This is a genomic window from Leisingera sp. F5 (assembly GCF_001593695.1).
Map to the genome: position 1 here is coordinate 20,992 of NZ_LUKH01000030.1, position 24,363 is coordinate 45,354.

The window sequence follows — 24,363 nt, forward strand, 5'->3', positions numbered from 1 at the left end:
ACCCCCCAGGGAGGAAGACCAGATATGCCCAAGGACAATGACAGCGGCATCGGCGCCAGCCCCAAGCGGCGCGAGGACGTGCGGTTCCTGACCGGAGCCGGAAACTACACCGACGATATCAACGTGAACGGCCAGGCCCATGTGCATTTCCTGCGCGCGGATGTGGCCCATGCAACCATCAATTCCATCGATACATCTGCCGCGGCTGAGATGCCCGGCGTGGTGAAAATCTTCACCGGCGCCGATTTCGCCGAGGTCGGCGGCATCCCCTGCGGCTGGGGCGTGACCGACCGCCACGGCAACCCGCAGCAGGAGCCGCGCCATCCGATCATCGCTGAGGGCACCATCCGCCACGTGGGCGAAATCGTCGCCGCCGTGGTCGCCGATACAGTGGAACAGGCCCGCGATGCGGCCGAAGCGATTGAGCTGGACCTCAGCGACAAGCCCGCGGTGGTCAATATGGCCGCGGCGCTGGGTGACGATAGCACCAAGGTGCATGAGGATCTGACCTCAAACCTCTGTTATGACTGGGTGTTCGGCAATGATGATGACGGCGCGGTGCAGGCCGCCTTTGACAGTGCTGCGCATGTGACCACGCTGGATCTGGTCAACAACCGTCTGGTTGCCAACCCGATGGAGCCGCGTGTGGCCATTGGCGAGTACAGCCGCGGCACCGATGAATACACGCTGCACACCACCAGCCAGAACCCGCATGTGATCCGCTTGCTGATGTGCGCCTTTGTGCTGGGCCTGCCCGAGCACAAGGTCCGGGTGGTGGCCCCCGATGTCGGCGGCGGTTTCGGCTCCAAGATCTTCCACTATGCCGAAGAGGCCTTTTGCACCCATGCCGCCAAGGCCTGCGGGCGGGCGGTGAAATGGACTTCGACCCGGTCCGAGGCGTTCATCTCCGATGCCCATGGCCGCGATCATGTGACCAGGATCGAGCTGGCGCTGGACAGCCACAACCACTTCACCGCGCTGCGCACCAATACGATGGCCAATATGGGCGCGTATCTGTCGACGTTTTCGACCTCGGTGCCGAGCTATCTGCATGGCACGCTGATGGCGGGCAACTACAAGACGCCGGTGGTGCAGGTGAACGTGAAGACGGTGTTCACCAACACGGTGCCGGTGGATGCCTACCGCGGTGCCGGGCGGCCCGAGGCGACCTATCAGCTGGAGCGCGTCATCGACAAGGCGGCGCGCGAGCTGGGCGCCGATCCGATTGCCCTGCGGCGTCAGAACTTCATCACAGAGTTCCCCTATGAGACCCCGGTGGCGCTGACCTATGACACCGGCGATTACGTGGCGACCATGGACAAGCTGGAGGCGGTCGCCGATGTGGCAGGTTTCGCGGCCCGGCGTGCGGAAAGCGAAGCCAAGGGCAAGCTGCGCGGCTTTGGCGTCAACTGCTATATCGAGGCCTGCGGGATCGCCCCCTCCAACATCGTCGGCATGCTGGGCGCGCGTGCGGGGCTCTATGATGCCGCCACGGTGCGGGTGAACGCCACCGGCACCATCAGCGTCTTTGTCGGCGCGCATAGCCACGGGCAGGGTCATGAGACCTCCTTCCCGCAGGTCGTGGCCGACATGATCGGTATCGACGACAGCATGGTCGACATCGTGCATGGCGACACCGGACGGGTGCCGTTCGGGATGGGCACCTATGGCTCGCGCTCCATCGCGGTCTGCGGCTCGGCGATGGTGCGGGCGACCGAGAAGATCATCAACAAGGCCAAGAAGATCGCGGCGCATCTGATGGAGGCCTCGGACGCCGATATCGAGTTGAAGGACGGCCAGTTCACCGTGGCAGGCACCGATAAATCGGTGGCCTGGGGCGATGTGACCCTGACCGCCTATGTGCCCCACAACTACCCGCTGGAGGAGTTGGAGCCGGGGCTGGAGGAAACCGCGTTCTACGACCCGGCCAACTTCACCTATCCGGCCGGCGCCTATGCCTGCGAGGTGGAGGTGGATCCCGACACCGGCAAGGTCAGCATCGAGCGTTTCTCGGCGGCGGATGATTTCGGCAATATCATCAACCCGATGATCGTCGACGGCCAGGTCCATGGCGGGCTGGGGCAGGGCATCGGCCAGGCGCTCCTGGAGAACGCCGCCTATGATGAGGACGGCCAGTTGCTGTCGGCCTCCTACATGGACTACGCGATGCCGCGGGCCGATGATGTGCCGTTCTATCAGGTGGATCATTCGTGCCAGACCCCCTGCACCCACAACCCGCTGGGGGTGAAGGGCTGCGGCGAGGCCGGGGCGATTGGTTCCCCGCCTGCGGTGGTCAACGCAGTGATTGATGCGCTGCAATCAGCAGGCAAGGACGTGACCCATATCGATATGCCGCTGTCGCCCTCGCGTGTCTGGGCGGCGATGAATGGCTGAACCGGAACGGCGGGGGCGCTGCCCCCGCACCCCCGGGGTATTTTTAACCAGAAAGAAGAGGTTACGGCCTCTTGCTCTTTGGGAAGGACAACAGGATGTATGAATTCGAGTTTGAGAAACCTGCGACCATAGGCGAGGCTGTCGCCGCGCTGGCGGATGAGGACGCGCAGGCGCTGGGCGGCGGGCAGACGCTGATCCCGACGCTGAAACAGCGGCTGGCGATGCCGTCGAAACTGGTGAGCCTGACCGGCATAGAGGGGATGAAGGGCGTCAGCGGCGGTGACGGGATGCTGAGCATCGGTGGCGCCACCACCCATGCGGAGGTGGCCGAAGCCGCGGCAGATGCCTATCCGGCATTGGCAGCATTGGCGGGCCAAATCGGCGATCCGGCAGTCCGGAACCGCGGCACCATCGGCGGCTCATTGGCCAACAACGACCCCGCAGCCTGTTATCCGGCGGCGGCGCTGGGCAGCGGTGCGACGATCATGACCAACCGGCGCGAGATCACCGCGGATGACTATTTTCGCGGGCTGTTTGAGACCGCTTTGGAAGACGGCGAGATCATCACCGCGGTGCGCTTCCCGGTGCCGCAGAAGGCCAGCTATCAGAAGTTCCTGCAGCCGGCCTCGCGCTTTGCTCTGGTCGGGGTGTTTGCGGCTAAATATGCGGCGGGCGTGCGGGTGGCAGTGACCGGCGCGTCAGAGGAGGGCGTATTCCGCTGGAATGAGGCCGAAGCCGCGCTGGATGCGGATTTTGCGCCGGAGGCGCTCGATGGCCTCAGCGTGGATGCCGGCGGCATGATGGCGGACCTGCATGGCTCCAAAGCCTACCGCGCCCATCTGGTCGGGGTGATGGCCAAACGCGCCGTGGCGGCTGCAGCTTGATGGTTTGAACAGGGCGGGCACCGCGAAGCCGGTGTCTGCCGGAAACGGCAGCTAGTGCCGCAGGTAACCGGAGATTTCCTCCAGCAGGGTTTGTGTCTTGCCTGACAGTTCGCGGATTTCGGTTGCGATCACCGCAAACCCCTTGCCCATATCGCCGATCCGCGCCGCCTCGATCGAGGCGTTGAAGGAGATGAACTTGATATTGCGTCCGACCCCTTCGGCATTGGCGATGGTGGTCCGCATGTTCTGCTCGCGCTCTTCCTCACGCATCTGCTGTGCGCCGCACAATGTCTGGACCATCTGGCTGAGAAAGCTGGAGACGGCCGGTTCCAGCCGGTAGAGGCAGAGGCCCGCAAGATCCGGGATCCGGCGCACATTCTCCAACGGGCCGCCCTCAGGCCGGGAGGTGGCGCTGTGCAGGGGGGTGAGCACGTCCAGGCAGGCCTGGCGTTTGGCTTCCAGATCCTTGGGCAGGCTATAGCTGCACTCCTGCAGCAGGCTGTCCAGGCCGCTGCTGAGCATCGCATGGGCGGCCGCAATCCGCTGCACGGACAAGGTCAGGACGTCCGCGGCGCTGCCAGCATCCGCGTCTTTCGGATTCTGGGCCAGAGCCAGCAGAGACAGCGCGGCGATGCGGCTGGGGCCGACGGCCATGAAAGCGGTGTTCTGTACGTCGGATAAACTTTTCATGCCTGCACCTTAATGACCATGCAGACCGTTCTAACGGGCAGGCGTTAAGGCAGCGCTAACTGCGATGGCTCCGGCAAAAAGAAAAGCCCCGCAGCGGCGCTGCGGGGCTGGATACCTGTCTTGAAGGCGGCCGGATTACTTGTTTGGCAGCGGGCCGATCATCATGATCATCTGACGGCCTTCCATCTTGGGCATGTTCTCGACCTTGCCCAATTCCTTGATGTCTTCCGCAACCCGTTCCAAAAGCTCGCGGCCCAGGTTCTGGTGCGCCATCTCGCGGCCCCGGAAACGCAGGGTGACTTTCACCTTGTCGCCGTTTTCCAGGAACTTGTAGACGTTGCGCATTTTCACATCGTAGTCATGAGTGTCCGTGTTGGGACGGAACTTGACCTCTTTGACCTCGATGATCTTTTGCTTCTTGCGGGCTTCGCTCTCGCGTTTCTGCTGTTCATACTTGAACTTGCCAAAGTCCATGATCTTGCACACGGGCGGGTTGGCGTTGGGCGAGATTTCAACCAGATCCAATCCGGCCTCGGCAGCCAGCTCCATGGCTTTGGACGGGTGTACAACCCCGCCGTTTTCGCCATCGGCGCCAATCAGGCGGATTTCGGAGGCACGGATTTTTTCGTTGACGCGCGGGCCGGTGTCGCGTTGCGGCGGCGCGTTATGAGGTCTGCGGGCTATGACTGCGATCCTTCTGTCATTGCAAAAAGTGCGGGAACGCTACTGCCCCCGCGCGTGTGATTCAAGGCTTATAGGCGGTATGGCTGCAGGAAAGCCGCATTTCAAGGCCGCATATTGCAAATGGCCCTGAAAACAGGCGCGAACCCTGACCGGACGGCAGCATGGCGCTGCGGGACAGCATCCTGAAAAGACGGGAATGCGGCGGGGTTCCGCCAGTTGCGGGACCGGCGGGCGGCAGCTGGCCGCCCGTGATGCAGGCCTGGGAAACTTCCCCCTTGAGTGCTGCGCTGCCGCGCGCCATCTGGCAGGCAGATGCTGCGGATGGCGCGGCCAGGCCGGCAAAGCCGGTAAACGGAAGGAGTGTATTATGAAACAGTTATTGATCCTGATTGCGCTAGGGGCTGCTGCAGTGGGCGGCTATGTGCTGCTGAACGGCCAGGGGGCGCAGGACCCGGCACCTGCCGAGGCACCGGCCGTGCAAGAAGAACAGAGCAGCACCGCGCCGGAAGCGGCAGACGAGGAAAACGCGGCTCCGGCCGAACAGGCGGTGGAAGATGCGGCGGACGCCGTTGAGGGCGCCATCGACTCCGGTGCCGAAGCTGCCGGCGCCGCTGTTGATGCAGTGCAGGACACCGTAAGCGAGGCGGCGGAAGCGGCTGCTGAAGCGGCAGGGGACGCAGTTGATGCGGCCCAGGGCACGGCGGGTGCTGCATCGGACGCCGTGCAGGATACCACAGACGCTGCCACCGATGCCGCTGCCGGCGTTGCGGATGACGCTGCGGATGCTGCTGGTTCGGCGGTGGATCAGGCCGGCGAGGCTGCCCAAGGCGCGGCAGAGACTGCCGCCGGCGCGGCTGAGACCGCAGAGGACGCCGCATCCGAGGCGCTGGACAGTGCAGCCGGCACCGCACAGGAGCTGCTGAACCAGCCCGGCGCGGCGGAAACCGAAAGCACTGCGGGCAGCGATTGAACCCGGCCGTAGGCTGAGCCTGGCCAGAAGTTGAGCCAGGCCGCCAGGCACGAAATGCAACCGGCGGCAGGCATTATGCCCTGCCGCTGGAAGTCTGCGGCCGAATCTGCAGCCGCGGATCAGTGCGGGCGGGCCTGTGCCTGCTGCGCGACACGGGCCATATGGTCCAGCGGGGCCTGATCGCCTGGCTGCGGCTGCGGCGCCAGGAAGGCCAGGAAGGTCTCCCAGCCGGCACTGTTGCCGCCTTGTTTGCGGGCGCGCTGGATTTGCAGCTGGGCCACACCGATCAGGTCAAGCGGCTTGGCACCGTCGTAGGCGCTGCCGGTGAGGGTGGCCAGATGGCTGCGGAACCGTTTGCCCATGGAATTCAGCAGCAGCATCGGCGAGGTCACCGGATGGCCGGCCTGCACCAGCGCGTCAAACATCTCGTCAATGTCGCCGGGGGCAATGGCACGCGCATCATAGCGGGCTTTGACGCCTGCGATCCGCTCGGGAACCGTCGGCTGCACCTGGCCGGGACGGGCCTGGAACCCCGCAACCGCTGCTTTGACGCGGGCTTTGCCCGCCTCTGTTCTGACGGACTGGAAAACGGGCGGCTGCCCCGAGGTCAATTCGTTCTGCATGTTTCGTTGCTCCGTTCTGGATCTCAGCAACCGGAATACAGAATCATCCCCAACAAAAGATAAACGGGAGGCGGCGGCCTCCCGTCAAAATAGTGTCAAAATCCGGGCAGCGCCCCGGCGCGGGATCAGTCGAGGAAGGCCTTTTCGACCACGAAGTGCGCCGGTTTCGAGTTGGCGCCTTCTTCCAGCCCATAGGTGTTCTCGAACAGGTCCTTGAGCTCCAGATTGAAGGCCAGGTTGCCGCAGATCATCGCCCGGTCGCTTTCCGGGTTCAGCGGCGGCACACCAAGTTCGGCAAAGGCCTCGCCCGAGCGCATCAGGTCGGTGATGCGGCCCATCTTGGGGCTCTCTTCGCGGGTGGTGGTCGGGTAATACTTGATCTTCTTCCAGAAGCCTTCGCCGATCACCTCGTTCAGCAGCTCGTCTTCCTTGAGGCTTTCGATCAATTCGCGGCCATAGGTCAGCTCGCCTGCGGTGCGGCAGGTGTGGGTGATGATCACCTCGTCGTAATCCTCATAGGTCTGCGGCTCGCGCAGGAGGGACGCAAAGGGCGCAAAGCCTGTGCCGGTGGCAAAGAACCAGATCCGCTTGCCCGGCAGCAGCGCGTCATGCACCAGGGTGCCGACCGGCTTGGGGCGCAGGATGATCTCGTCGCCTGGCTGGATGTGCTGCAGGCGCGAGGTCAGCGGGCCGTCTTCCACCTTGATCGAGTAGAATTCCATTTCCTCGTCCCAGCTGGGCGAGGCGATGGAATAGGCGCGCAGCAAGGGTTTCACCTTGCCGGTTTTGGGGTCGGGATCGTTCATCAGGCCGATCATCACGAATTCGCCCGAGCGGAACCGCAGCGAGGCCGGGCGGGTCACCTTGAAGGAGAACAGCTTGTCGGTCCAGTGCTTCACCTCAGTGACGGTCTGGGCATCGGGCAGGGCGGGCTTTGCCTTTTCGGGCGCGGCGTTGGTTGCAATGTCGGTCACGGGTGTCATCTCATTCATCGGGTCCACTGCCGGAGGAGTAGCCGGCACCTCTGATTAGTCTTTGATACAGGTCAGGAAAACCCCTTGTTTTGCGAAACCGGCCCCGCGCAGGACGCAACGGAACCGGTCTGGCAAAGGTTTTCCCAGGCTCGGGAGGGCTGGCTTAGCGGGCAGCGGTGCTGCCGCGCAGGCGGGCCTGATAGCTGTGGTCTTTCCAGTTGGCGCGGGCCAGCCACTGGTCCTCGGGCTGGCGGGCGGCGAGGTCGTCGCTCAGCTCCACCTCGTCAAAGCCGGAGCGGCGGGCCATGGCATACTGGTCGGCGATCACATGGCCAAAGGCGCGCAGGCGGCCCTCATAGCCCTTCAGCCGCAGCTGACGGGCCAGGGTGAAGCCGCGCCCGTCGGCAAAGCTGGGGAATTGCACCCGCACCAGCTCAACCCCGTCCAGCGACACGTCGTTCAGGCTGGCGTCCGAGGCCAGTTCCAGCACATCCGAGCCGTCAAAGCCGGTGGTCCAGTCGTCGGCCGCAAAGCCGGTGTCGGTCACGATAACAGTCATCTCACTCACGCTCCTGTGCGTACCATTTGGCCGTCCACAACATGGATGCCGCATTCTTCCTTGTTTTCCCCGCGCCAGCGCCCGGCACGGGGGTCTTCGCCTTCCTTGACCGGGCTGGTGCAGGGCGCGCAGCCGATCGAGGGATAGCCCTTGGCCACCAGCGGATGGCGGGGCAGGCGGTTTTCATCCATATAGGCGCGCACGTCCTCGGGCGCCCAATGGGCCAGCGGGTTGATCTTGAGCCGGCCGGTGCCCTCTTCGACCTCGAAGAACTCCAGCGCAGCGCGGGTGCCGGCCTGGAACCGTTTGCGCCCGGTGATCCAGCCGTCATAGCCGTCCAGCGCCTTTTGCAGCGGCACCGTCTTGCGCAGGGTGCAGCAGGCGTCCTTGTCGCTGAATTTGAGCGCCCCGTAGGGATCCTTTTCGGCGATGTCATCGGCGCGGATGATGCGCAGATTGCGCAGGCCCAGCCGCTCGCTCACCTCCTGCTGATAGATCAGCGTCTCGGTGAACAGCAGTTCGGTGTCCACGAACACAACCGGCGTCATCGGGTCGATGATCGCGGCCATATGCAAGAGCACCACGGATTCCGCGCCGAAAGAGGAGACCAGGGCGATATGGCCCGCGTCCTTCAATGCGCCCTCCATAACCGAGGTGGCCGAATGGTGGCGGAAGCGCGCATTCAGCGCCTCCGCCTTGGCGGCCAGCTCCCGGTCCCGGGCGGGGTTGCCCCCCCCGGCGGGCTGTTTTCCGGCAGTGTCGAACATGGGTCAGGCGACCTTTTTCTGAGCCTCGGGATAAAGCGCGGCCTTGAACGGCTCCATGCCGATCCGGCGGTAGGTCTCGAGGAAGGTTTCCTCAGCCCCTTCACGCTGGGCCATATAGACCTCGACGATGCGTTCCACGGCGGGAACAATCTCGTCATAGGCAAAGCCGGGGCCGGTGCGGGTGCCGATGGCCGCCGTCTCGGTGGCGTCGCCGCCCAGGGTGATCTGGTAATTCTCCACCCCGGCGCGGTCCAAACCAAGAATGCCGATATGGGCAACATGGTGATGGCCGCAGGCGTTGATGCAGCCCGAGATCTTGATCTGCAGATGGCCGATGTCGTGCTCCATCTTCAGTTCGTCAAAGCGGGTTGCAATCTCCTGCGCCACGGGAATCGAGCGGGCGGTTGCCAGCGCGCAGTAGTCCATGCCGGGGCAGGCGATGATATCCGAGATCAGGCCGATGTTGGCGGTGGCCAGGCCGTTTGCCTTCAGCGCGGCGTGGATTGCCGGCAGGTCGTTCTTGTGGACATGCGGCAGGATCACGTTCTGCTGGTGGCTGATGCGCAGCTCATTATAGGCGTATTGCTCGCCCAGATCCGCCATCACCCGCATCTGTTCAGCGCTGGCGTCGCCGGGTGTTGCCCCGTGCGCCTTGATCGAGATGGTGACGATGGCATGGTCGCCCTTGCGGTGCTCGGCCAGGTTGGTGTCGGCCCAGGCGCGGAACACCGGGTCGGCTTCATAGGCCGCGTCAAACGCGTCGGTCGGGCCGGAGCGGAACTCCGGCGCTGCGAAATGCGTCTTGATCTCTTCTAAGAGTTGCTGGTCGGTGCCGTCGTACTGGCCGCGGATCGCCATGAAGGCCTCCTCGGTCATCGCGCGGTAGGTGTCGATGCCGTTCTCGGAGACGGTGATCTTGATGCGCGCCTTGTACTTGTTGTCGCGGCGGCCCAGCACGTTGTAGACGGTCAGAACCGACTCCAGATAGGGCAGCAGATCCGCCTGCGGCAGGAATTCGCGCAGTACCTGGCCGATCATCGGGGTACGGCCGAGGCCGCCGCCGACAACGACCTTGAAGCCGGTCTTGCCGTCCTGTTCCACCACCTGCAGACCCACGTCATGCGCCTTGATCACGGCGCGGTCGTTGCCGCTGCCGGTGATGGCGATCTTGAACTTGCGGCCCAGGAACTGGAATTCCGGGTGGTCGGTGGACCACTGGCGGATCAGCTCGGCATAGGGGCGGGGATCGGTAAGCTCATCCGCGGCGGCACCGGCGAAATGGTCGGCGGTGGTGTTGCGGATGGTGTTGCCCGATGTCTGGATAGCGTGCAGTCCAACCTCACCCAGCGCGTCCAGCATATCCGGAATATCGCGCAGTTTCGGCCAGTTGTACTGGATGTTCTGGCGGGTGGTGAAATGGCCGTAGCCCTTGTCCCACTTCTCACCCAGCAGGGCGAGGGTCCGCATCTGGGCGGAGTTCAGGGTGCCATAGGGCACCGCGACCCGCAGCATATAGGCGTGCAGCTGCAGGTAAACGCCGTTCATCAGGCGCAGCGGCTTGAACTCGTCCTCGGTGAGAGAGCCGTCAATGCGGCGCCCGACCTGGGCGCGGAACTGGGCGTTGCGCTCGGCCAGGAAGGCCGCGTCGAACTCGTTGTACTTATACATTGGCTTCGGCCTCCTGCTTGCCGTGGAAGTAGTTCGAGGGGCCGGTGCGGCGGAAATCCTCGCGGAAATGGGTCGGCTCGGGGCCGTTCGGGCCTGCCTTGGCATCGGCCAGATAGGCGCCGACGATGCGGATGTTCTGCTTCTCTGCCTCGATCAGGCGCAGCTGGGCTTCGGCCTCATCGGTGATCAGCTCAGCCTCCGACAGGTCGCGGGTCCAGCTGTCGTCAGCGGTGAAATAAATCACGTCGCCTTCCAGCAGATCGTTGGCGGTGATGACTTTGGGGGTAAAGGCGCGGGCCATTATGCAAGCTCCGTTTTGAGGTCGGTCAGGGCGGCGGCCGCTTTGCGCGGCGCAAGGCCCAGGAAGGTGAGGGCAGGGCCGTCAAAACCGGCCGCATCAAGGTCGGCGGGCAGGCGGTCCAGATTGGTTTCCAGCACCCGCTGTTCGGGGCGCGAGGCGTTCTCGACAATGGTCACCGGCGTGGCGCGGTCAGCGCCGTGCATGATCAGGCGGCCCTGCACAAACCGGGCGGACTTCTTGCCCATATAGATCGCGGCCACCTCGCCCGGACGCGCCAGCGCAGCCCAGTCGTGATCGGCAAAACCGCTCATCGCATGGCCGGTGATGAAGCGCACAGACGTGTTGCGGCCGCGCTGAGTCAGGCTTTGGCCGATGCCCGCCACGGCAGCCGAGGCAGCGGTGATGCCGGGGATGATCCGGGTGGCGATTCCAGCCTCTTCGCAGGCGGTCAGCTCTTCATCCAGACGGGCAAAGATGGTGGGATCGCCGGCCTTCAGCCGCAGCACCTTGCGGCCAGCCTTGGCATGGGCAACCAGCCGCGCGTTGATCTCGTCCTGGCTGACCTGCGCACCGAAGCCTTCCTTGCCGACGTTTTCCAGCTCTGCTTGCGGGCCGGCCAGCGCCATGATCTCACCACTGACCAGACGGTCATACAGAATGACATCGGCTTCCTGCAGCGCGCGCAGGGTCTTGATGGTCAAAAGATCCGCGTCGCCGGGGCCGGAGCCTGCAAAGGCAACCTGGCCCGCAACCATACAAGCCATGCTGCCGCGGGTGTAAGCGGTGGCATTGACGGTATGTGTGGTATGTGCAGGCATTTCAGCGGCCTCTCCGGTATGTTTGACTTGAGGTTAGATATAGGAAATATTCCCGGTATTGCGCTATATGTGCGGACAAATAAGAACATGGGTTCTTGGTGGTTGAAGATGCGGGCCGATTGGTCCTCACAACAGGAGAAAACAGGAATGACGGTGCGGATCGACGCCACTGACCGGAAAATTCTGGCTGAACTGCAGCGCGACGCGGGTCAGTCGCTGGACGAAATCGCCCGTCAGGTGGGGTCATCAAAGACCCCTGTATGGAATCGCATCCGCAAACTGAAGGAAGGCGGTGTGATCGGTCAGCAGACAGTTCTGCTGGATGCCGAAGCGCTGGGGTTTGAGGCCTGTTTTTTTGTCCTCATCCGCACTTCCGAGCACGAGGCGGACTGGCAGGCAAAGTTCCTTCAAGCCTTGCGCGATCGCCCCGAGGTGCAGGAAGCGCACCGGCTGGCGGGCGACATCGACTATATCCTGAAGGTCCGGGTGCAGAACGCGCGCGCCTATGATGTGTTCTATCAGGCGCTGATTGCCGAAGTGCGGGTGCATAATGTGACGGCGCTTTTGTCGATGGAAGAGATAAAATCCACAACGATGCTGCCGCTTCAGCCCGGATGATTTCGGGTATTTAAGACCAGAAAGAAGCCGGAGGATTGTCTGCTTCTTTCTGGTTTGAAAATACCCCGGGGTTTGGCGCGGAGCCCCAAGTCAGGCCGTAACCATCAGCCGGGTCAGTCCGTGGAAATGATAGGTGTTGGAGTATCCAGGCTCAACCGCCAGTGCCAGATCCGGGCAGCGGTGGAACAGGATCGGCAGGGCGATCTGCATCTCCAGCCGCGCCAGCGGCGCGCCGACGCAGAAGTGCAGGCCGCCGCCAAAGCTTTTGTTCACTTTCGGAGGCCGCGCCGGGTCGAAACGGTCCGCATCCTCCAGCGCCTTAGGGTCGCGGTTGGCAGCACCCAAGAGCAGCGCCACCTGATCGCCGCGCTGGAAGGTGTGGCCGAACACCTCGGCCTCTTCATAGGCGTGGCGGGTGAACATATGCAGCGGCGGGTCATATCGCAGGATCTCCTCCACCAGCCGCTCGATCCCTTCCGGAGCCAGCCACTCCGGCTGCCAGCCTTGCTGCAGCATGGTCTTCACGCCGTTGCCCAGTGAATGCACGGTGGCCTCATGGCCCGCGTTCAAGAGCAGGATACAGGTGCCGATCAGTTCGTCGGTGGACAGCTTGTCGCCTTGTTCCTCCGCCGCGATCAGCCGGGTGATCAGGTCGTCGCGGGGATCGTTCCGGCGTTCCGCGATGTAGCCGCGCAGGAACTCTGTGAACTCTTGCGAGGCCTGTGCTGCGGCGTGTTCGGTGTCTTCCGTGCGCGACGCCTGATACATCGCCACGATCTTGTGCGACCAGTCCACGAGATTGGCGCCCATCTCTTCCGGCACACCCAGAAGGCGGCAGATGGTCACGACCGGAACCTGGGTGCAATAGGCCTCCAGCAGGTCAAAGGGCTGATCCGGAAAGGCGTCGATCAGCTGGTGGCACAAGTCCTTGATCCCCGGCTCCAACGCCGCGATTCCGCGAGAAGTGAAAGCGTGCAGCACCAGGCGGCGCAGGCGGGTGTGGCGGGGCGGCTCGGCGTCGAGCATCGAATGCGCCTCAACCGCTAGGAAGGGGGCGAGATGGGCGGGGCCGTCCTGGCGCAGCTCCTCCGGCACCTCGCGGCCGAAGCGGCGGTCGCGCAGCAGCATGTGCACCGCGGCATGGCCGAAGGCGGCGGCCATGCCGTAGTCCTGCCAATGGTGCAGCTGGCCCTCGGCCTGCGCGGCGGCGTAGAAAGGGTAGGGGTCCTGCACAAAGGCCGGGTCGGTGGGGGATTGGAATAAAGTCTTCATACACCGGTTGTTGCCGTTGCATCTGGTCAATGCAAGGGCCGCTTTGATAACGTGCCGCAATGAAAACACAGCAACTTCTTCGCTGGAGCCTGCCTGCCGGGTTCCTGTTGGCCGTGGCGGCATTGGCGCTGGCGGTCTGGTCTTATGGCTACCGCCAGGCGCTGGACAGCCTGGCAGAGCGCAGCGCGGCGGATCTGGCCTTGGCGTCGGACAGGGTCAGCACCCAGTTGCAGGTCTATCAGGAACTGGCGGTGCTGACCGCCGAACACCCGGCGCTGACGGATCTGTCCACGCCCGCGGCGCAGGACGCGGCGGCGGAGCTGCTGCGCACGGTCGCCGATAAGACCGCGGCGCTGGATGTGTTTTTTGCCGCTGCGGACGGCCGGGTGATGGCGGCAGCCGAAGGGGTGTCCGGCCCGGATGTTTCGGAGCAGGCGTATTTCACCCGCGCCATGCACGGGGCAATGGGCACCGGCCATGCGGTTTTGCAGCCGGGCGGGCGGCGGGCGTATTTCTATGCCGCGCCGGTGTTCCGGTCCGGCGGTGTGCATGGCGCTTTGGTTGTGGCAGCGGATGTGAATGATGTGGAACAGACCTGGCGCGGCTCGCTGCCGGCGGTGTTCTTTACCGGCATGAGTGGCGAGGTGTTCATTTCCAACCGGTCCGAAATGCTGTTCTGGCAGCGCGGCGCGGAGGGGGAAACCCCGAGTGTCACGCGCAGGGACCGCTATGCAGGGCATGAAATCTGGAGTCTTGAGGGCAGCCCGTATTTGCCCGGCCGCGCGCTGCATCTTTCCGTGGACTTGCCGCTGATTGGAATGACAGGCGAAATCCTGGTGGATGTGGCGCCGGCCCGGCGGATCGCGGCCTTGCAAGCGGCGGCGCTGGCGGCGGTGTGCCTGGCACTCGGGGCCATGCTGTTCATCGTGATGGAGCGCCGACGCACTCTGGCCGAGGCCAATGCAGTGCTGGAAAGCCGGGTTGAGAAGCGCACCCGGGATCTGTCGGCGGCCAACACCCGGCTGCGCCGCGAGGTGCGCGAACGCGAGGAAGCCGAGGCGGCGCTCAAACGCGCGCAGGAGGATCTGGTGCAGGCGGGCAAGCTGTCCGCTTTGGGGCAGATGTCGGCGGGCATCAGCCATGAATTGAACCAGCCCTTGATGGCGATCCAGCAATATGCCGAAAACGGCACGGCCTTTCTGGAGCGCGGCAAGGCGGAGCGGACCGGCGAGAATCTGGGACGGATAGCTGACATGGCGGTGCGGATGGCGCGGATCATCAAGAACCTGCGCGCCTTTGCCCGCAATGAAAGCGAGCCGATGGGGCGGGTGGACCTGCTGCAAGTGATCGACGCCGCGGTGGAACTGACGATGCCGAGGCTGAAGGCAGATCGCATCGATCTGCGCTGGAACGCGGCGGCCTGTGGCGGACCGGTCTATGCCTGGGGCGGCGAGGTGCGGCTGACGCAGGTTTTTGTGAACCTGATCAACAATGCCGCCGACGCGATGCAGGCACAGGTGGAAAAGGTGATCTCGATCTCCGTCGACACCGGCCCGCGGCTGCAGGTGCGGGTGCAGGACAGCGGTCCCGGCATCAAGGAGCCGGAGAAGATGTTCGACCCGTTTTATTCCACCAAGGCGGTGGGCAGCTCTGAGGGCATGGGGCTGGGGCTGTCGATTTCTTACGGGTTGGTGCAAAGCTTTGGCGGCAATATCCGCGGTGCCAATACCGGCGGCGGTGCGGTGTTCACGGTGGAGTTGGAGCCATGGCACGAGGGTGCTGAGAAGGGGGACGCGGCATGACCCGCAAGGTGCTATTGGTGGATGATGACGCGGCAGTGCGCGAGGCGCTTGCCCAGACGCTGGAGCTGAACGATCTGGAGGTGGTCGTCTGCGGCTCGTTCGTAGCGGCGAAGGATCATATCACAAGCGCGTTTGATGGCATTATCGTGTCGGACATCCGGATGCCGGGGCGGGACGGGTTTCACCTGCTGGACTATGCCCGCGGTGCAGACGAGGAACTGCCGGTGGTGCTGCTGACCGGCGAGGGGGACATTCCGATGGCGGTGAAGGCGATGTCGCAGGGGGCGTTTGATTTCCTGGAAAAACCCTGCGCCGCAGCCGATTTCCTGCCGGTGCTGGAACGCGCCCTGAAGACCCGGGCGCTGGTGCTGGAAAACCGGCGCCTGAAGCACCAGCTCGAGAGCGGCGATCCGGCGGCGCGGCTGCTGTTCGGCACCTCGCCCCAGGCCACCGAGATGCGCCAGCGGGTGCGGGCGGTGGCGCCGACGGGGGCCGAGGTGCTGGTCACCGGCGCGCCGGGCAGCGGCATTTCCAAGGTGGCAGAGGTCATCCACCTGATGTCGCCTGCCGGGCAGGGGCCGTTTGTGAAACGCCCGGCAGCCGGGCTGGCAGCCGGGACAGTGGCGGAGCTGTGCCAGGAGGCCGCGGGCGGGTCGCTGTTCCTGGATGAGGTGCAGGCACTGCCGGAAGCGGCGCAATATGCGCTGCTGGCGCAGTTGGAGCAGGGCAGCGGAGTTCGGATCATAGCCGGTTCCAGCGCCGATCTGGCGGGTAAGGCGGAGGCTGGCAGTTTCAGTGCCGACCTGTTCTACCGGCTGGATGTGATGCGGGTGCGCATCCCCTCGCTGGCCGAACGCCCCGGTGATATTCCGGTGCTGTTCCGCCATTATGTGGCGCAGGCGGCAGAGCAGGCCGGGATCGGGGTGCCGGAGATCAGCCAGGACCATCTGGCAGCCCTGATGGCGCAGGATTGGCCGGGCAATGCGCGCTCCCTGATGTCGGCGGCGATGCGGTTTGTGCTGGGAATGCCCGAGGAGGCCGTCGTGGCCGCCGGGCTGGGGCTGGCAGAGCAGATGGCGCAGGTGGAGCGCTCGCTGCTGATTGCCGCATTGGGCCGCGCCAACGGGCGTGCGGCTGCGGCCGCGGAAGCGTTGAGGCTGCCGCGCAAGACGTTTTATGACAAGCTGGCCCGCTATGGCATCCGGCCCGAGGAGTACCGCCGCTGAGGGCGTTGGGGCCGGGGCCTTGCGGTTTGTCTTTCCCGGCGCAGTGGCCGGGGTATTTAAGGAGGCGGCGCCGCCGGAAAACCCCGGATGGGGCCATGGGCGGAGGGAGGACGGGGGTCGCAAGCCCCCATGTCCGCTGAAGCCTTCGTTGCGGGACGCCCCTGCACCCGATGAGGAGGTGGTCTTGGGGGCCCTGTGGTCTCCTGGTGGTGCGGGGTGTCAACCCGCACCGGTGTCGCGACGGAAGGCAGTATTGCAGGGCGGGGTTAAGGGCAGGAAAGCGGTGCGTGCGGTGGGGATGCAACACCCCGGCGGACGGCGTGAGGCGGAGAGGCCGGATGCCTCCCCTCTCGGCGGCATAGCCGCCTGACGGGCAGCGGGACGAGGATATTTTCAGCCAGAAGAAGGGCGGCGATTCCATTGCAGTTCTGTCTGGCGCTAACATTTGTGCGGAATTCCGCACGAAGCCGGAAGCACCCTGTGCGGGATTTCGCACAGCTTTTGACAGATGCAGCCTGTGTGCATTTGGACCTGTCCGTAAGCCTATACAAGAAATCGAAAAATTCAGACGCCCGGTGATTCTCGAATCAATTGTTGAGCGGATTTCTGCAACTTGGGATGCTCTGGGCGGGCTTCAGCCATGCGCTGAATGCAACATCGGATTTAGAGATGATTTTTCTGGGAGGAAAAGACCATGAAATTCCTGACCACTGCCGCCACCGCATTGGCACTGACCGTTACTGCAGGCGCTGCTTCGGCAGCCTGTGACGACGGCGAGATTGTGGTGAAGTTCAGCCACGTCACCAACACCGATAAGCACCCCAAGGGGATTGCCGCGTCGCTGCTGGAGAGCCGTGTGAACGAAGAGATGAACGGCACCATGTGCATCGAGGTCTATCCGAACTCGACGCTGTATAACGACAACAAGGTGCTGGAAGCGATGCTGCAGGGCGACGTGCAGCTGGCGGCGCCGTCCTTGTCGAAGTTTGAGAAGTTCACCAAGCAGTTCCGCCTGTTCGACCTGCCGTTCATGTTCAAGAACATCGACGCGGTGGATGCGTTTCAGGGGTCGGAAACCGGCCAGGAGATGCTGGATTCGATGCAGCGCCGCGGGTTGCAGGGGCTGGCCTACTGGCACAACGGCATGAAGCAGATGTCGGCCAACAAGCCGCTGGTGGACCCCACGGATGCCAACGGGCTGAAGTTCCGGGTGCAATCCTCGGACGTGCTGGTGGCGCAGATGGAAGCGATCGGCGGCAGCCCTCAGAAGATGGCGTTCTCGGAGGTTTACGGCGCGCTGCAGCAGGGGGTTGTGGACGGGCAGGAGAACACCTGGTCCAATATCTATGGCAAGAAGTTCTTTGAGGTGCAGGACGGTGTCACCGAAACCAACCACGGCGCGCTGGACTATCTGGTGGTGACCTCGGTCGACTGGCTGGACAGTCTGGACCCGGCGGTGCGCGACCAGTTCCTGACCATCCTGAACGAGGTGACCACAACCCGGAACGCCGAGTCCACCAAGGTGAACGGTGAGGCGCGCCAGGCGATCATCGATGCCGGCGGCGTGGTGCGCGAGCTGACCCCTGAGCAGCGCGCGGCCTGGGTCGAGGCGATGAAGCCGGTCTGGGAGAAATTCGCAGGCGACGTCGGCCAGGAGAAGATCGACGCGGCGCAAGCCATCAACGCAGGCCTCTAAGGCAGGCTTTTTCCGGGAGGCCCGTATCGGGGCCTCCTGACCGCAGGGGGCGTGTGGATCCGCCGCCTGCACCCCTTTCCGCAAAATTTGGGAGGCAGCCATGGCGGGGTCCAGAACCGGCCCGAGCGGGCTTATCAACTCACTCGAAGAAACTCTGATCGCGCTCCTGCTGGGGCTGATGACCGCAATTACTTTTGCCAATGTGATCGCGCGGTTTGTGTTCAATTCCAACATTCTATGGGCGCTGGAACTGACGGTGTTCCTGTTTGCCTGGCTGGTGCTGCTGGGCGCGTCTTATGCGGTGAAGGCCCATGCGCATCTGGGCGTTGACGCCATTGTCAACATGCTGGCACCGGGCACGCGCAAGGTGGTGGGACTGTTCGCTGCCGCCTGCTGCATCGTGTTCTCCTTGCTGCTGCTGAAGGGCGCCTATGACTATTGGGCGGTGTTTGCCGACCTGCCGCCCACCTCCGGGCGCTGGTTCCCGACCGGGTTTGACATGAAGGCGCGCAGCCAGAGCTTTTATGAGGTGCAGGACGTGCCGATGGTGGCAGTCTTCAAGTTTCTGGAAGACCTGATCAACTACGGCGACGCCTATGAAAAGCTGCCGAAGGTGGTGCCTTATGTGGTGCTGCCGGTGTCGATGCTGCTTTTGGTGTTCCGCTTCATTCAGGCGGCGCTGCAGATTGCCCGCGGTGACGTGGACCGGCTGGTCGCCAGCCATGAGGTGGAAGATGAGCTGGACGCCGTGCGGGCGCAGCGCGGGGAGCATGACTGATGGAAGTGGTAATTCTCTTTGCGATGGTGATTGGCCTGCTGTTGATCGGGGTGCCGATTGCGGTGTCGCTGGGCCTCAGCTCGACGATTTTTCTGCTGATTTACTCCGACAGTTCGCTGGCGAGCGTCGCGGGCACCCTGTTTGAAGCCTTTGAGGGGCATTTCACCCTGCTGGCGATCCCGTTCTTTATCCTAGCGTCGTCGTTCATGACCACAGGCGGCGTGGCGCGGCGGATCATCCGGTTTTCGATTGCCTGCGTCGGTCATCTGCCGGGCGGGCTGGCGATTGCGGGTGTGTTTGCCTGTATGCTGTTTGCCGCTTTGTCGGGGTCCTCGCCGGCCACCGTGGTGGCCATCGGCTCCATCGTGATCGCGGGCATGCGGCAGGTGGGCTACTCCAAGGAATTTGCTGCCGGTGTGATCTGCAATGCAGGGACGCTGGGCATCCTGATCCCGCCGTCGATTGTGATGGTGGTTTATGCGGCCGCCGTCGAGGTTTCGGTGGGGCGGATGTTCCTGGCCGGTGTCATTCCGGGTCTGATGGCGGGTCTGATGCTGATGGTCACCATCTATGTGATGGCCAAGGTCAAGAACCTGCCCAAGGGCGAGTGGAAGGGCTGGGGCGAGATCTTTGAGTCAGCGCGGGACGCGGGCTGGGGGCTGTTCTTGATCGTGATTATTCTGGGCGGTATCTATGGCGGTATCTTCACCCCGACCGAGGCGGCGGCAGTGGCGGCTGTCTATGCTTTCTTCATCGCGAGCTTTGTCTACAAGGACATGGGGCCGCTGGCGAATGGGGAGGGCGAGGCGAAGACGCCGCTGTTGAAGAAACCCTATGCGCTGCTGACTGCCTTCCTGCACAGCGACACCAAGCATACGCTGTTCGAGGCGGGCAAGCTGACGGTGACATTGCTGTTCGTGATCGCCAATGCGCTGATCCTGAAGCATGTTCTGACCGACGAGCAGGTGCCGCAGCAGATTGCCAATGCGATGCTGTCGGCGGGCTTCGGTCCCATCATGTTCTTGGTGATTGTGAACGTGATCCTGCTGATCGGCGGCCAGTTCATGGAGCCTTCGGGCCTGTTGGTGATCGTCGCTCCGCTGGTGTTCCCGATTGCCATCGAGCTAGGCATTGATCCCATCCACCTCGGCATCATCATGGTGGTGAATATGGAAATCGGCATGATTACCCCGCCGGTTGGCCTCAACCTGTTTGTGACCTCGGGCGTGGCGGGGATGCCGATGATGGGGGTGGTGCGCGCGGCCCTGCCGTTCCTGGCGGTGCTCTTTGTCTTCCTGATCATGATCACCTATATCCCCTGGCTGTCGACGGTGCTGCCAAATGCGGTGATGGGGCCGGAGATCATAACAAAGTAAGGCTTTGCAGAAAAGAAAGCGGCGCCCGGTTGTTCGGGCGCCGTTTTGCGTTCTTGGCAAAATTCTTGGAAGAATTTTGCCAAGAAAATTCGAATTTTCTTGGCTCAGGCGGCCTCAAGCGCGGCGATGATCGGGGAGAAATCTGCGGCCTTCAGACTGGCGCCGCCCACAAGCGCGCCGTCGACGTTGGAGACGGCAAAGATTTCACCCGCGTTCGATGGTTTGACCGAGCCGCCGTAGAGCAGGCGGATGGCCTCTGCGGTCTCTGCCCCGAAACGTGCGGTGAGTTCGGTGCGCAGGAAATTGTGCACTTCGGCAATTTGCTCCAGCGTCGGCACTTTGCCGGTGCCGATGGCCCAGACCGGTTCGTATGCCACAACAGTGTTTTCGCCAGCGGCAGAGGCCGGGACGGAACCTGCAAGCTGAGCGCCAACCACCTTCAGCGTGTCGCCGCCTTCGCGCTCGGACAGGGTTTCACCGATGCAGATCACAGCGGTTAGGCCTTCTGCGAGGGCGGCTTCGGCTTTGGCGCAGATTTGGGCGTCAGTTTCGCCGTGACCGGCGCGGCGTTCGGAGTGGCCGAGGATCACGGCGGAGGCGCCGGCGTCCTGGAGCATCGCCGCTGACAGATCGCCGGTATGGGCGCCGGAGGCGTTTGCGTGGCAATCCTGGCCGCCGATGGCAATGGCGCTGCCTTTGGCGGTGTCCGCAGCGCGCGACAACAGGCTTGCGGGCGGGCAGATCAGGATGTCCGCGGCCGGGCTTGCATGGCTTTCGGCCAAGGCTGCCAGTTCCGTCAGGCTTGCGCCGGTGCCGTTCATCTTCCAATTGCCTGCTGCCAGTTTCCGCCGCATGGGGATATGCCTCCGAGTGTCCTGTTTGGACGTGACTGGTAGCACCGGCTGCAGAGCGGTGCAATTCGCTTGAAAGCTTTGGCCGGAAGAGGGCAGGCAACAAAAAGGACGGGGAATGCCCCGCCCGGTGTATTCTTTCCTGGTGCGCCGGATCAGGTGCCGGGCAGTTCCTTGAAACTGATCGACTCGCCGCAGCCGCAGGCATCCGCGACATTGGGGTTGTTGAACTTGAAACCGCTTTCCAGCAGCGTCACCTCATAGTCGATCTCGGTGCCGAACAGGAACATCTGCGCCATCGGTGCGATCAGGATGCGGGCGCCGTCCTGTTCCACCACTTCATCGTTGGCCGAAGGCTCGTTGACGTATTCCATGGTGTATTCCATGCCTGCACAGCCGCCTTTCTTGACGCCGATGCGCAGGCCGGCGTGGCCGTCCTTGGCCATCAGCCTGGCGATCTGCGCTGCCGCTTTGGGCGTCATGGTGACAGCCTGTTTGCCGGGAATGCCGAACATGGGTTTCTCCTTACACTTAGTCCCTATCTAGGGCTGGTGCTGCCGCGGCTCAACCCCGCAAACGTCCAGACAGGCAGGTAACATGCATTCTGTATGCGGATTTTTATGGCCGGAGCGGCCTGAAACCTGCGCTGCCGCCGTTCGCGGGCCGATGGTGTCACAGCCCCATGCAGTTTGCATAGTAGGTGACGGTGGCGGGCCAGTCGGAGAAAACGCCTTGGACACCTGCGTCCTGTGCCAGAACGTCCAGCAATTGGTAATACATGCCGTCGCCGGGGGAGAGATCTGCGAGGGACTGAAAGTACCATTCGCCGCCTTGCAGCGGGCCGGAGCGTTCCAGAGTCCAGGTGATCAGTTTGAGCCCGGCGGATCTGGCGGCGGTGGCATAGGCGGAGGGGATAATCCGGCCGTCCTGCACTGTCACCAGCATCCAAAGGGGCGGCGCCAGGTAGGTGACGCCCTGCGCCTTCAGCGCGGCGAAGTCATAGGGGAATGTGGCCGGAATCATGTGGTCGAAGCCCTCCTGCCGGTAGCTGCTGTCGAGCAGCACTGCTTGGCGGCCGAACTCCGGTTCGTGTTCGATCCAATAGAGGATATCGTCCAGGCTGAAGCTTTGCACCCAGACGTCAGCAGGCGGGATGCCGGCGGATTTATAATCATCGATCAGTTTCTGTGCGAAATCCTGTTGCGTGAAGCCGTTGAAAGGCATCGGGACTGCGGGGGCCTTCAGCTCGGGCATGAATTTTGCGCCGAGACTTTGGAACAGGGCGATTGAGTCCGCATGGGTCAGAAGCCGGGCGTTGCCGGAGTAGAGCGTGCTGCGCCACGAGGGGAGGCCGCCCTGATAGTCCTGCGGCGTGGCGGCAAAGGGGTTGGCGCTGTCCATTTTCGGGCGCAGGCTACGGAATTCGTCCAGCGTCAGATCGGAGCTGCGGCACTCGGCACTTGCAGGCGTTGCGCCAGCCGCTGGGGTGAAAGGCTGGAAGCAACGGTCCGCCAGCGGTGAGGTCAGGATGTCCGTTGTCCGGTGCAGGTCGTTTTGCGCATGGCGGCAGACCAGTTCCAGATCGCGGGTGAAGGTGACGTCGCATTCCAGAATGCCCGCGCCCATGGCGGCGGCGGCCTGGTATCCTTCGGCGGTGTGTTCGGGGAACATCAGCGGCGCGCCGCGATGGCCGATGGAGAAATCCGTGCGCGCGGGGGTCTGGCCTGCGCAGGCCTGCAGCCTGTCCTTGAGCGCACCTTCGGGCAGTTGGCTGATCAGATAGGCCGGGCGCGGGCCGTAGCTGAGCGCCGGAGGGTCCGCAGTGCCGGGGGCGGGAAGCAGCAGCAGGGCTGCGGACAGCAGGGCAAGGCGCATGGGCGGCTCCAGGTCTAGGGTTGCCGCACCTTAGGCCCGCGGGCCGGAAAATGAAAAGGCCCCCGCAGGTGCAGAGGCCGGATCCGGGTACAGGGTGCGCGGGCTTACATGAAGCCCAGTTCCAGGCGGGCCTCGTCGGACATCATCTCCATGCCCCAGGGCGGTTCCCAGGTGAGTTCGACGTCAACGGTTTTCACCCCCGGCACCGGCGAAATGGCGTCGACGAGCCAGCCCGGCATCTCGCCCGCGACAGGGCAGCCAGGTGCTGTCAGCGTCATGATGATCCTGACGTCGTTCTCGTCGTTGATGTCGATCGTGTAGATCAGCCCCAGCTCGTAGATGTTCACCGGGATTTCCGGGTCATAGACGGAGCGGCAGGCGTCGGTCACGGCCTCATACAGCGGGTGGCTGACGGAGGAGGGCGCGATCAGCGGTGCGCCTTCAAGCGGTTCGGAAGGGTTGGTCATGAGGATTCCGGTCTGATATTCCGACGATTTATATAGGGAATGTACGGCCCGGCGTCCAGAGGCGGCGCACACTGCAGCGGGAATGTTCTGTTACTCACTCCTTCGTGAAAATTTGATTTGATGGGGTGAGCGCGCTAAATTGTGGTTCCCCCACGATGATTTCGTAAACGCTGCCCGAAGGATGCGGGCCGTGCGCCGGTGTCCGGCCACGGGGCTGCTGCGTGCGGGCAGGAGCGGAGAGAGGCCATGCCAGGGAAAACTGCGACCCGCAGATGCGTGAATTCCGCCGCCCTTGTGCTGGCGGGCAGTTGCCTGGCTGCAGGCGGCACGGCCGGCGATGCCCGGGCGCAGGGGGCGTGGCGCTGGCAGTTGACGCCCTTTGTGCTGGCGCCGTCGGTAGAGGGCACAACCGAGCTGGGGCAGGCAGGCGGCGGTCTGTCGATTGATGCGGGCGATGTTTTCGATCAGCTGCAGGCCGGCGGGATGCTTGCGTTCGAGGGGCGCCACAGCAGCCGTTTCGGTTTTCGGTTGCGCTATGCGGTGATGGATTCGGACCGCACAGCGCAAAGCGCTGCGGGCGTGGTGGCTGCAGCCTATGACCAGAACATGGCGGAAGCGGTGGTGACCTACAGCTTCGGCCAGGGGCGGGACCGGTTTGAGGTCTTTGGCGGGCTGCGTCATTGGGATGTGGATGTGACGGCAAATCTGCCGGGCGGCGCGGTGCGGCGCGGCGGCGCATGGACCGACCCGATTGCGGGGCTGCGCTGGGAGCGGCGCCTGTCGCCGCGGTTCAGTGTTTCCCTGGAGGGCGATATCGGCGGCTTTGGCGCCGGGTCGGATCAAAGCTGGTCAGCCATGGGCGGGATGATTTACGACCGCTGGGAGCGGGCCTCGATCTACGTGATGTACCGCGGGCTGGGGGTGGAGTATCAGGATGGCGTCCGCGGCACAGACAGCTTTTTCCGCCATGATGCGGTGACGCACGGGCTGCTTGCGGGGGTGGGCTTCAGGTTCTGACGCCAGCCGTACCGCATGGGACGTACTGCATGGGCCGGGCCGCGGTGATGCGC

The 24,363-nt window shown here is 63.7% G+C and carries 24 protein-coding genes; 10 read left to right on the forward strand and 14 right to left on the reverse strand.

Features of this window, described 5'->3' with window-relative positions; all coding sequences use genetic code 11:
• Window positions 1-24: 24 nt before the first annotated feature.
• Together A2I95_RS18355 and A2I95_RS18360 are read left to right on the forward strand one after the other, a co-directional pair.
• Window positions 25-2,394, forward strand: coding sequence for a xanthine dehydrogenase family protein molybdopterin-binding subunit (locus tag A2I95_RS18355; RefSeq protein ID WP_291731918.1), 2,370 nt, complete (start codon window positions 25-27; stop codon window positions 2,392-2,394).
• 95 nt (window positions 2,395-2,489) lie between these two features.
• Window positions 2,490-3,278 carry an FAD binding domain-containing protein gene (locus A2I95_RS18360; RefSeq protein ID WP_291731919.1) on the forward strand — a complete coding sequence of 263 codons (789 nt, stop codon included), beginning with the start codon at window positions 2,490-2,492 and terminating at the stop codon, window positions 3,276-3,278.
• 51 nt (window positions 3,279-3,329) lie between these two features.
• Here A2I95_RS18360 and A2I95_RS18365 read toward each other — a convergent pair whose 3' ends face one another.
• Together A2I95_RS18365 and infC are read right to left on the reverse strand one after the other, a co-directional pair.
• Window positions 3,330-3,968 (reverse strand): methyl-accepting chemotaxis protein, encoded by a 639-nt coding sequence (locus A2I95_RS18365; protein ID WP_291731920.1) that lies wholly within the window; start codon window positions 3,966-3,968, stop codon window positions 3,330-3,332.
• Between the two features lie 135 nt (window positions 3,969-4,103).
• Window positions 4,104-4,652, reverse strand: a complete 549-nt coding sequence (infC, locus tag A2I95_RS18370) for a translation initiation factor IF-3 (RefSeq protein WP_291731974.1) — start codon at window positions 4,650-4,652, stop codon at window positions 4,104-4,106.
• A gap of 367 nt (window positions 4,653-5,019) precedes the next feature.
• Between infC and A2I95_RS18375 the strand changes: the two genes are divergently transcribed.
• Window positions 5,020-5,622 carry a hypothetical protein gene (locus A2I95_RS18375; RefSeq protein ID WP_291731922.1) on the forward strand — a complete coding sequence of 201 codons (603 nt, stop codon included), beginning with the start codon at window positions 5,020-5,022 and terminating at the stop codon, window positions 5,620-5,622.
• A 119-nt stretch (window positions 5,623-5,741) separates the two neighbouring features.
• On the opposite strand, the gene A2I95_RS18380 is transcribed toward A2I95_RS18375, so the two are convergent.
• From A2I95_RS18380 to cobA, 7 genes are all read right to left on the reverse strand, one after another.
• A complete protein-coding gene (locus A2I95_RS18380; protein ID WP_291731924.1) occupies window positions 5,742-6,245 on the reverse strand; it encodes a hypothetical protein in 504 nt (167 codons plus the stop codon).
• Window positions 6,246-6,370: 125 nt separating this feature from the next.
• Window positions 6,371-7,237 (reverse strand): ferredoxin--NADP reductase, encoded by an 867-nt coding sequence (locus A2I95_RS18385; protein WP_291731926.1) that lies wholly within the window; start codon window positions 7,235-7,237, stop codon window positions 6,371-6,373.
• Window positions 7,238-7,382: 145 nt separating this feature from the next.
• A complete protein-coding gene (locus A2I95_RS18390; protein WP_291731929.1) occupies window positions 7,383-7,778 on the reverse strand; it encodes a DUF934 domain-containing protein in 396 nt (131 codons plus the stop codon).
• A gap of 5 nt (window positions 7,779-7,783) precedes the next feature.
• Complete coding sequence (locus tag A2I95_RS18395) at window positions 7,784-8,545, reverse strand: phosphoadenylyl-sulfate reductase (protein ID WP_291731931.1); 762 nt, start codon at window positions 8,543-8,545, stop codon at window positions 7,784-7,786.
• Window positions 8,546-8,548: 3 nt separating this feature from the next.
• The gene (locus tag A2I95_RS18400; protein ID WP_291731934.1) at window positions 8,549-10,213 is read right to left on the reverse strand and encodes a nitrite/sulfite reductase; all 1,665 of its coding nucleotides are present in this window, start codon (window positions 10,211-10,213) and stop codon (window positions 8,549-8,551) included.
• The gene (locus A2I95_RS18405) at window positions 10,206-10,514 is read right to left on the reverse strand and encodes a DUF2849 domain-containing protein (RefSeq protein ID WP_291731936.1); all 309 of its coding nucleotides are present in this window, start codon (window positions 10,512-10,514) and stop codon (window positions 10,206-10,208) included. Before A2I95_RS18405 ends, A2I95_RS18400 begins: the two co-directional genes overlap by 8 nt.
• Window positions 10,514-11,269, reverse strand: a complete 756-nt coding sequence (gene cobA, locus A2I95_RS18410) for a uroporphyrinogen-III C-methyltransferase (RefSeq protein WP_291731975.1) — start codon at window positions 11,267-11,269, stop codon at window positions 10,514-10,516. Before cobA ends, A2I95_RS18405 begins: the two co-directional genes overlap by 1 nt.
• A 210-nt stretch (window positions 11,270-11,479) precedes the next feature.
• On the opposite strand from cobA, the gene A2I95_RS18415 reads away from it, so the two are divergent.
• Window positions 11,480-11,950, forward strand: a complete 471-nt coding sequence (locus A2I95_RS18415; RefSeq protein WP_291731938.1) for an Lrp/AsnC family transcriptional regulator — start codon at window positions 11,480-11,482, stop codon at window positions 11,948-11,950.
• Between the two features lie 90 nt (window positions 11,951-12,040).
• Here the strand turns inward: A2I95_RS18415 and A2I95_RS18420 are convergent, their stop codons facing one another.
• Window positions 12,041-13,222 (reverse strand): cytochrome P450, encoded by a 1,182-nt coding sequence (locus A2I95_RS18420; RefSeq protein WP_291731940.1) that lies wholly within the window; start codon window positions 13,220-13,222, stop codon window positions 12,041-12,043.
• Between the two features lie 59 nt (window positions 13,223-13,281).
• On the opposite strand from A2I95_RS18420, the gene A2I95_RS18425 reads away from it, so the two are divergent.
• The 5 genes from A2I95_RS18425 (at window position 13,282) to A2I95_RS18445 (ending at window position 20,100) form a co-directional block, all read left to right on the forward strand.
• A complete protein-coding gene (locus A2I95_RS18425; RefSeq protein ID WP_291731941.1) occupies window positions 13,282-15,024 on the forward strand; it encodes an ATP-binding protein in 1,743 nt (580 codons plus the stop codon).
• Entirely contained in the window at window positions 15,021-16,250 is a 1,230-nt protein-coding gene (locus A2I95_RS18430) for a sigma-54 dependent transcriptional regulator (RefSeq protein ID WP_291731943.1), read from the forward strand. The genes A2I95_RS18425 and A2I95_RS18430 overlap by 4 nt, the downstream gene beginning before the upstream one ends.
• Before the next feature lie 694 nt (window positions 16,251-16,944).
• Window positions 16,945-17,946, forward strand: coding sequence for a DctP family TRAP transporter solute-binding subunit (locus tag A2I95_RS18435; RefSeq protein WP_291731945.1), 1,002 nt, complete (start codon window positions 16,945-16,947; stop codon window positions 17,944-17,946).
• 100 nt (window positions 17,947-18,046) lie between these two features.
• Window positions 18,047-18,724 (forward strand): TRAP transporter small permease, encoded by a 678-nt coding sequence (locus A2I95_RS18440; RefSeq protein ID WP_291731946.1) that lies wholly within the window; start codon window positions 18,047-18,049, stop codon window positions 18,722-18,724.
• Complete coding sequence (locus A2I95_RS18445) at window positions 18,724-20,100, forward strand: TRAP transporter large permease (protein ID WP_291731948.1); 1,377 nt, start codon at window positions 18,724-18,726, stop codon at window positions 20,098-20,100. Before A2I95_RS18440 ends, A2I95_RS18445 begins: the two co-directional genes overlap by 1 nt.
• A 104-nt stretch (window positions 20,101-20,204) precedes the next feature.
• Here A2I95_RS18445 and tpiA read toward each other — a convergent pair whose 3' ends face one another.
• From tpiA to A2I95_RS18465, 4 genes are all read right to left on the reverse strand, one after another.
• On the reverse strand, window positions 20,205-20,954 hold the full coding sequence (gene tpiA / locus A2I95_RS18450; RefSeq protein WP_291731949.1) for a triose-phosphate isomerase: 750 nt from the start codon (window positions 20,952-20,954) through the stop codon (window positions 20,205-20,207).
• Window positions 20,955-21,106: 152 nt separating this feature from the next.
• Window positions 21,107-21,466 (reverse strand): iron-sulfur cluster assembly accessory protein, encoded by a 360-nt coding sequence (locus tag A2I95_RS18455; protein ID WP_291731950.1) that lies wholly within the window; start codon window positions 21,464-21,466, stop codon window positions 21,107-21,109.
• 157 nt (window positions 21,467-21,623) lie between these two features.
• Complete coding sequence (locus tag A2I95_RS18460) at window positions 21,624-22,826, reverse strand: glycerophosphodiester phosphodiesterase family protein (protein WP_291731952.1); 1,203 nt, start codon at window positions 22,824-22,826, stop codon at window positions 21,624-21,626.
• A 104-nt stretch (window positions 22,827-22,930) separates the two neighbouring features.
• Window positions 22,931-23,293, reverse strand: coding sequence for an SUF system Fe-S cluster assembly protein (locus A2I95_RS18465; protein WP_129371311.1), 363 nt, complete (start codon window positions 23,291-23,293; stop codon window positions 22,931-22,933).
• Window positions 23,294-23,539: 246 nt separating this feature from the next.
• Here A2I95_RS18465 and A2I95_RS18470 point away from each other — a divergent pair, with 246 nt between their 5' ends.
• Window positions 23,540-24,310, forward strand: a complete 771-nt coding sequence (locus tag A2I95_RS18470; RefSeq protein WP_291731956.1) for a hypothetical protein — start codon at window positions 23,540-23,542, stop codon at window positions 24,308-24,310.
• Window positions 24,311-24,363 lie beyond the last annotated feature (53 nt).

What these genes read in the sequence shown, in the direction of transcription:
- A2I95_RS18355 (WP_291731918.1), top strand. Translation starts at nt 25, where the DNA reads ATGCCCAAGGACAATGACAGCGGCATCGGCGCCAGCCCCAAGCGGCGC.
- A2I95_RS18360 (WP_291731919.1), top strand. Translation starts at nt 2,490, where the DNA reads ATGTATGAATTCGAGTTTGAGAAACCTGCGACCATAGGCGAGGCTGTC.
- A2I95_RS18365 (WP_291731920.1), bottom strand. Translation starts at nt 3,968, where the DNA reads ATGAAAAGTTTATCCGACGTACAGAACACCGCTTTCATGGCCGTCGGC.
- A2I95_RS18375 (WP_291731922.1), top strand. Translation starts at nt 5,020, where the DNA reads ATGAAACAGTTATTGATCCTGATTGCGCTAGGGGCTGCTGCAGTGGGC.
- A2I95_RS18380 (WP_291731924.1), bottom strand. Translation starts at nt 6,245, where the DNA reads ATGCAGAACGAATTGACCTCGGGGCAGCCGCCCGTTTTCCAGTCCGTC.
- A2I95_RS18385 (WP_291731926.1), bottom strand. Translation starts at nt 7,237, where the DNA reads ATGAATGAGATGACACCCGTGACCGACATTGCAACCAACGCCGCGCCC.
- A2I95_RS18390 (WP_291731929.1), bottom strand. Translation starts at nt 7,778, where the DNA reads ATGACTGTTATCGTGACCGACACCGGCTTTGCGGCCGACGACTGGACC.
- A2I95_RS18395 (WP_291731931.1), bottom strand. Translation starts at nt 8,545, where the DNA reads ATGTTCGACACTGCCGGAAAACAGCCCGCCGGGGGGGGCAACCCCGCC.
- A2I95_RS18400 (WP_291731934.1), bottom strand. Translation starts at nt 10,213, where the DNA reads ATGTATAAGTACAACGAGTTCGACGCGGCCTTCCTGGCCGAGCGCAAC.
- A2I95_RS18405 (WP_291731936.1), bottom strand. Translation starts at nt 10,514, where the DNA reads ATGGCCCGCGCCTTTACCCCCAAAGTCATCACCGCCAACGATCTGCTG.
- cobA (WP_291731975.1), bottom strand. Translation starts at nt 11,269, where the DNA reads ATGGTTGCGGGCCAGGTTGCCTTTGCAGGCTCCGGCCCCGGCGACGCG.
- A2I95_RS18415 (WP_291731938.1), top strand. Translation starts at nt 11,480, where the DNA reads ATGACGGTGCGGATCGACGCCACTGACCGGAAAATTCTGGCTGAACTG.
- A2I95_RS18420 (WP_291731940.1), bottom strand. Translation starts at nt 13,222, where the DNA reads ATGAAGACTTTATTCCAATCCCCCACCGACCCGGCCTTTGTGCAGGAC.
- A2I95_RS18425 (WP_291731941.1), top strand. Translation starts at nt 13,282, where the DNA reads ATGAAAACACAGCAACTTCTTCGCTGGAGCCTGCCTGCCGGGTTCCTG.
- A2I95_RS18430 (WP_291731943.1), top strand. Translation starts at nt 15,021, where the DNA reads ATGACCCGCAAGGTGCTATTGGTGGATGATGACGCGGCAGTGCGCGAG.
- A2I95_RS18435 (WP_291731945.1), top strand. Translation starts at nt 16,945, where the DNA reads ATGAAATTCCTGACCACTGCCGCCACCGCATTGGCACTGACCGTTACT.
- A2I95_RS18440 (WP_291731946.1), top strand. Translation starts at nt 18,047, where the DNA reads ATGGCGGGGTCCAGAACCGGCCCGAGCGGGCTTATCAACTCACTCGAA.
- A2I95_RS18445 (WP_291731948.1), top strand. Translation starts at nt 18,724, where the DNA reads ATGGAAGTGGTAATTCTCTTTGCGATGGTGATTGGCCTGCTGTTGATC.
- tpiA (WP_291731949.1), bottom strand. Translation starts at nt 20,954, where the DNA reads ATGCGGCGGAAACTGGCAGCAGGCAATTGGAAGATGAACGGCACCGGC.
- A2I95_RS18455 (WP_291731950.1), bottom strand. Translation starts at nt 21,466, where the DNA reads ATGTTCGGCATTCCCGGCAAACAGGCTGTCACCATGACGCCCAAAGCG.
- A2I95_RS18460 (WP_291731952.1), bottom strand. Translation starts at nt 22,826, where the DNA reads ATGCGCCTTGCCCTGCTGTCCGCAGCCCTGCTGCTGCTTCCCGCCCCC.
- A2I95_RS18465 (WP_129371311.1), bottom strand. Translation starts at nt 23,293, where the DNA reads ATGACCAACCCTTCCGAACCGCTTGAAGGCGCACCGCTGATCGCGCCC.
- A2I95_RS18470 (WP_291731956.1), top strand. Translation starts at nt 23,540, where the DNA reads ATGCCAGGGAAAACTGCGACCCGCAGATGCGTGAATTCCGCCGCCCTT.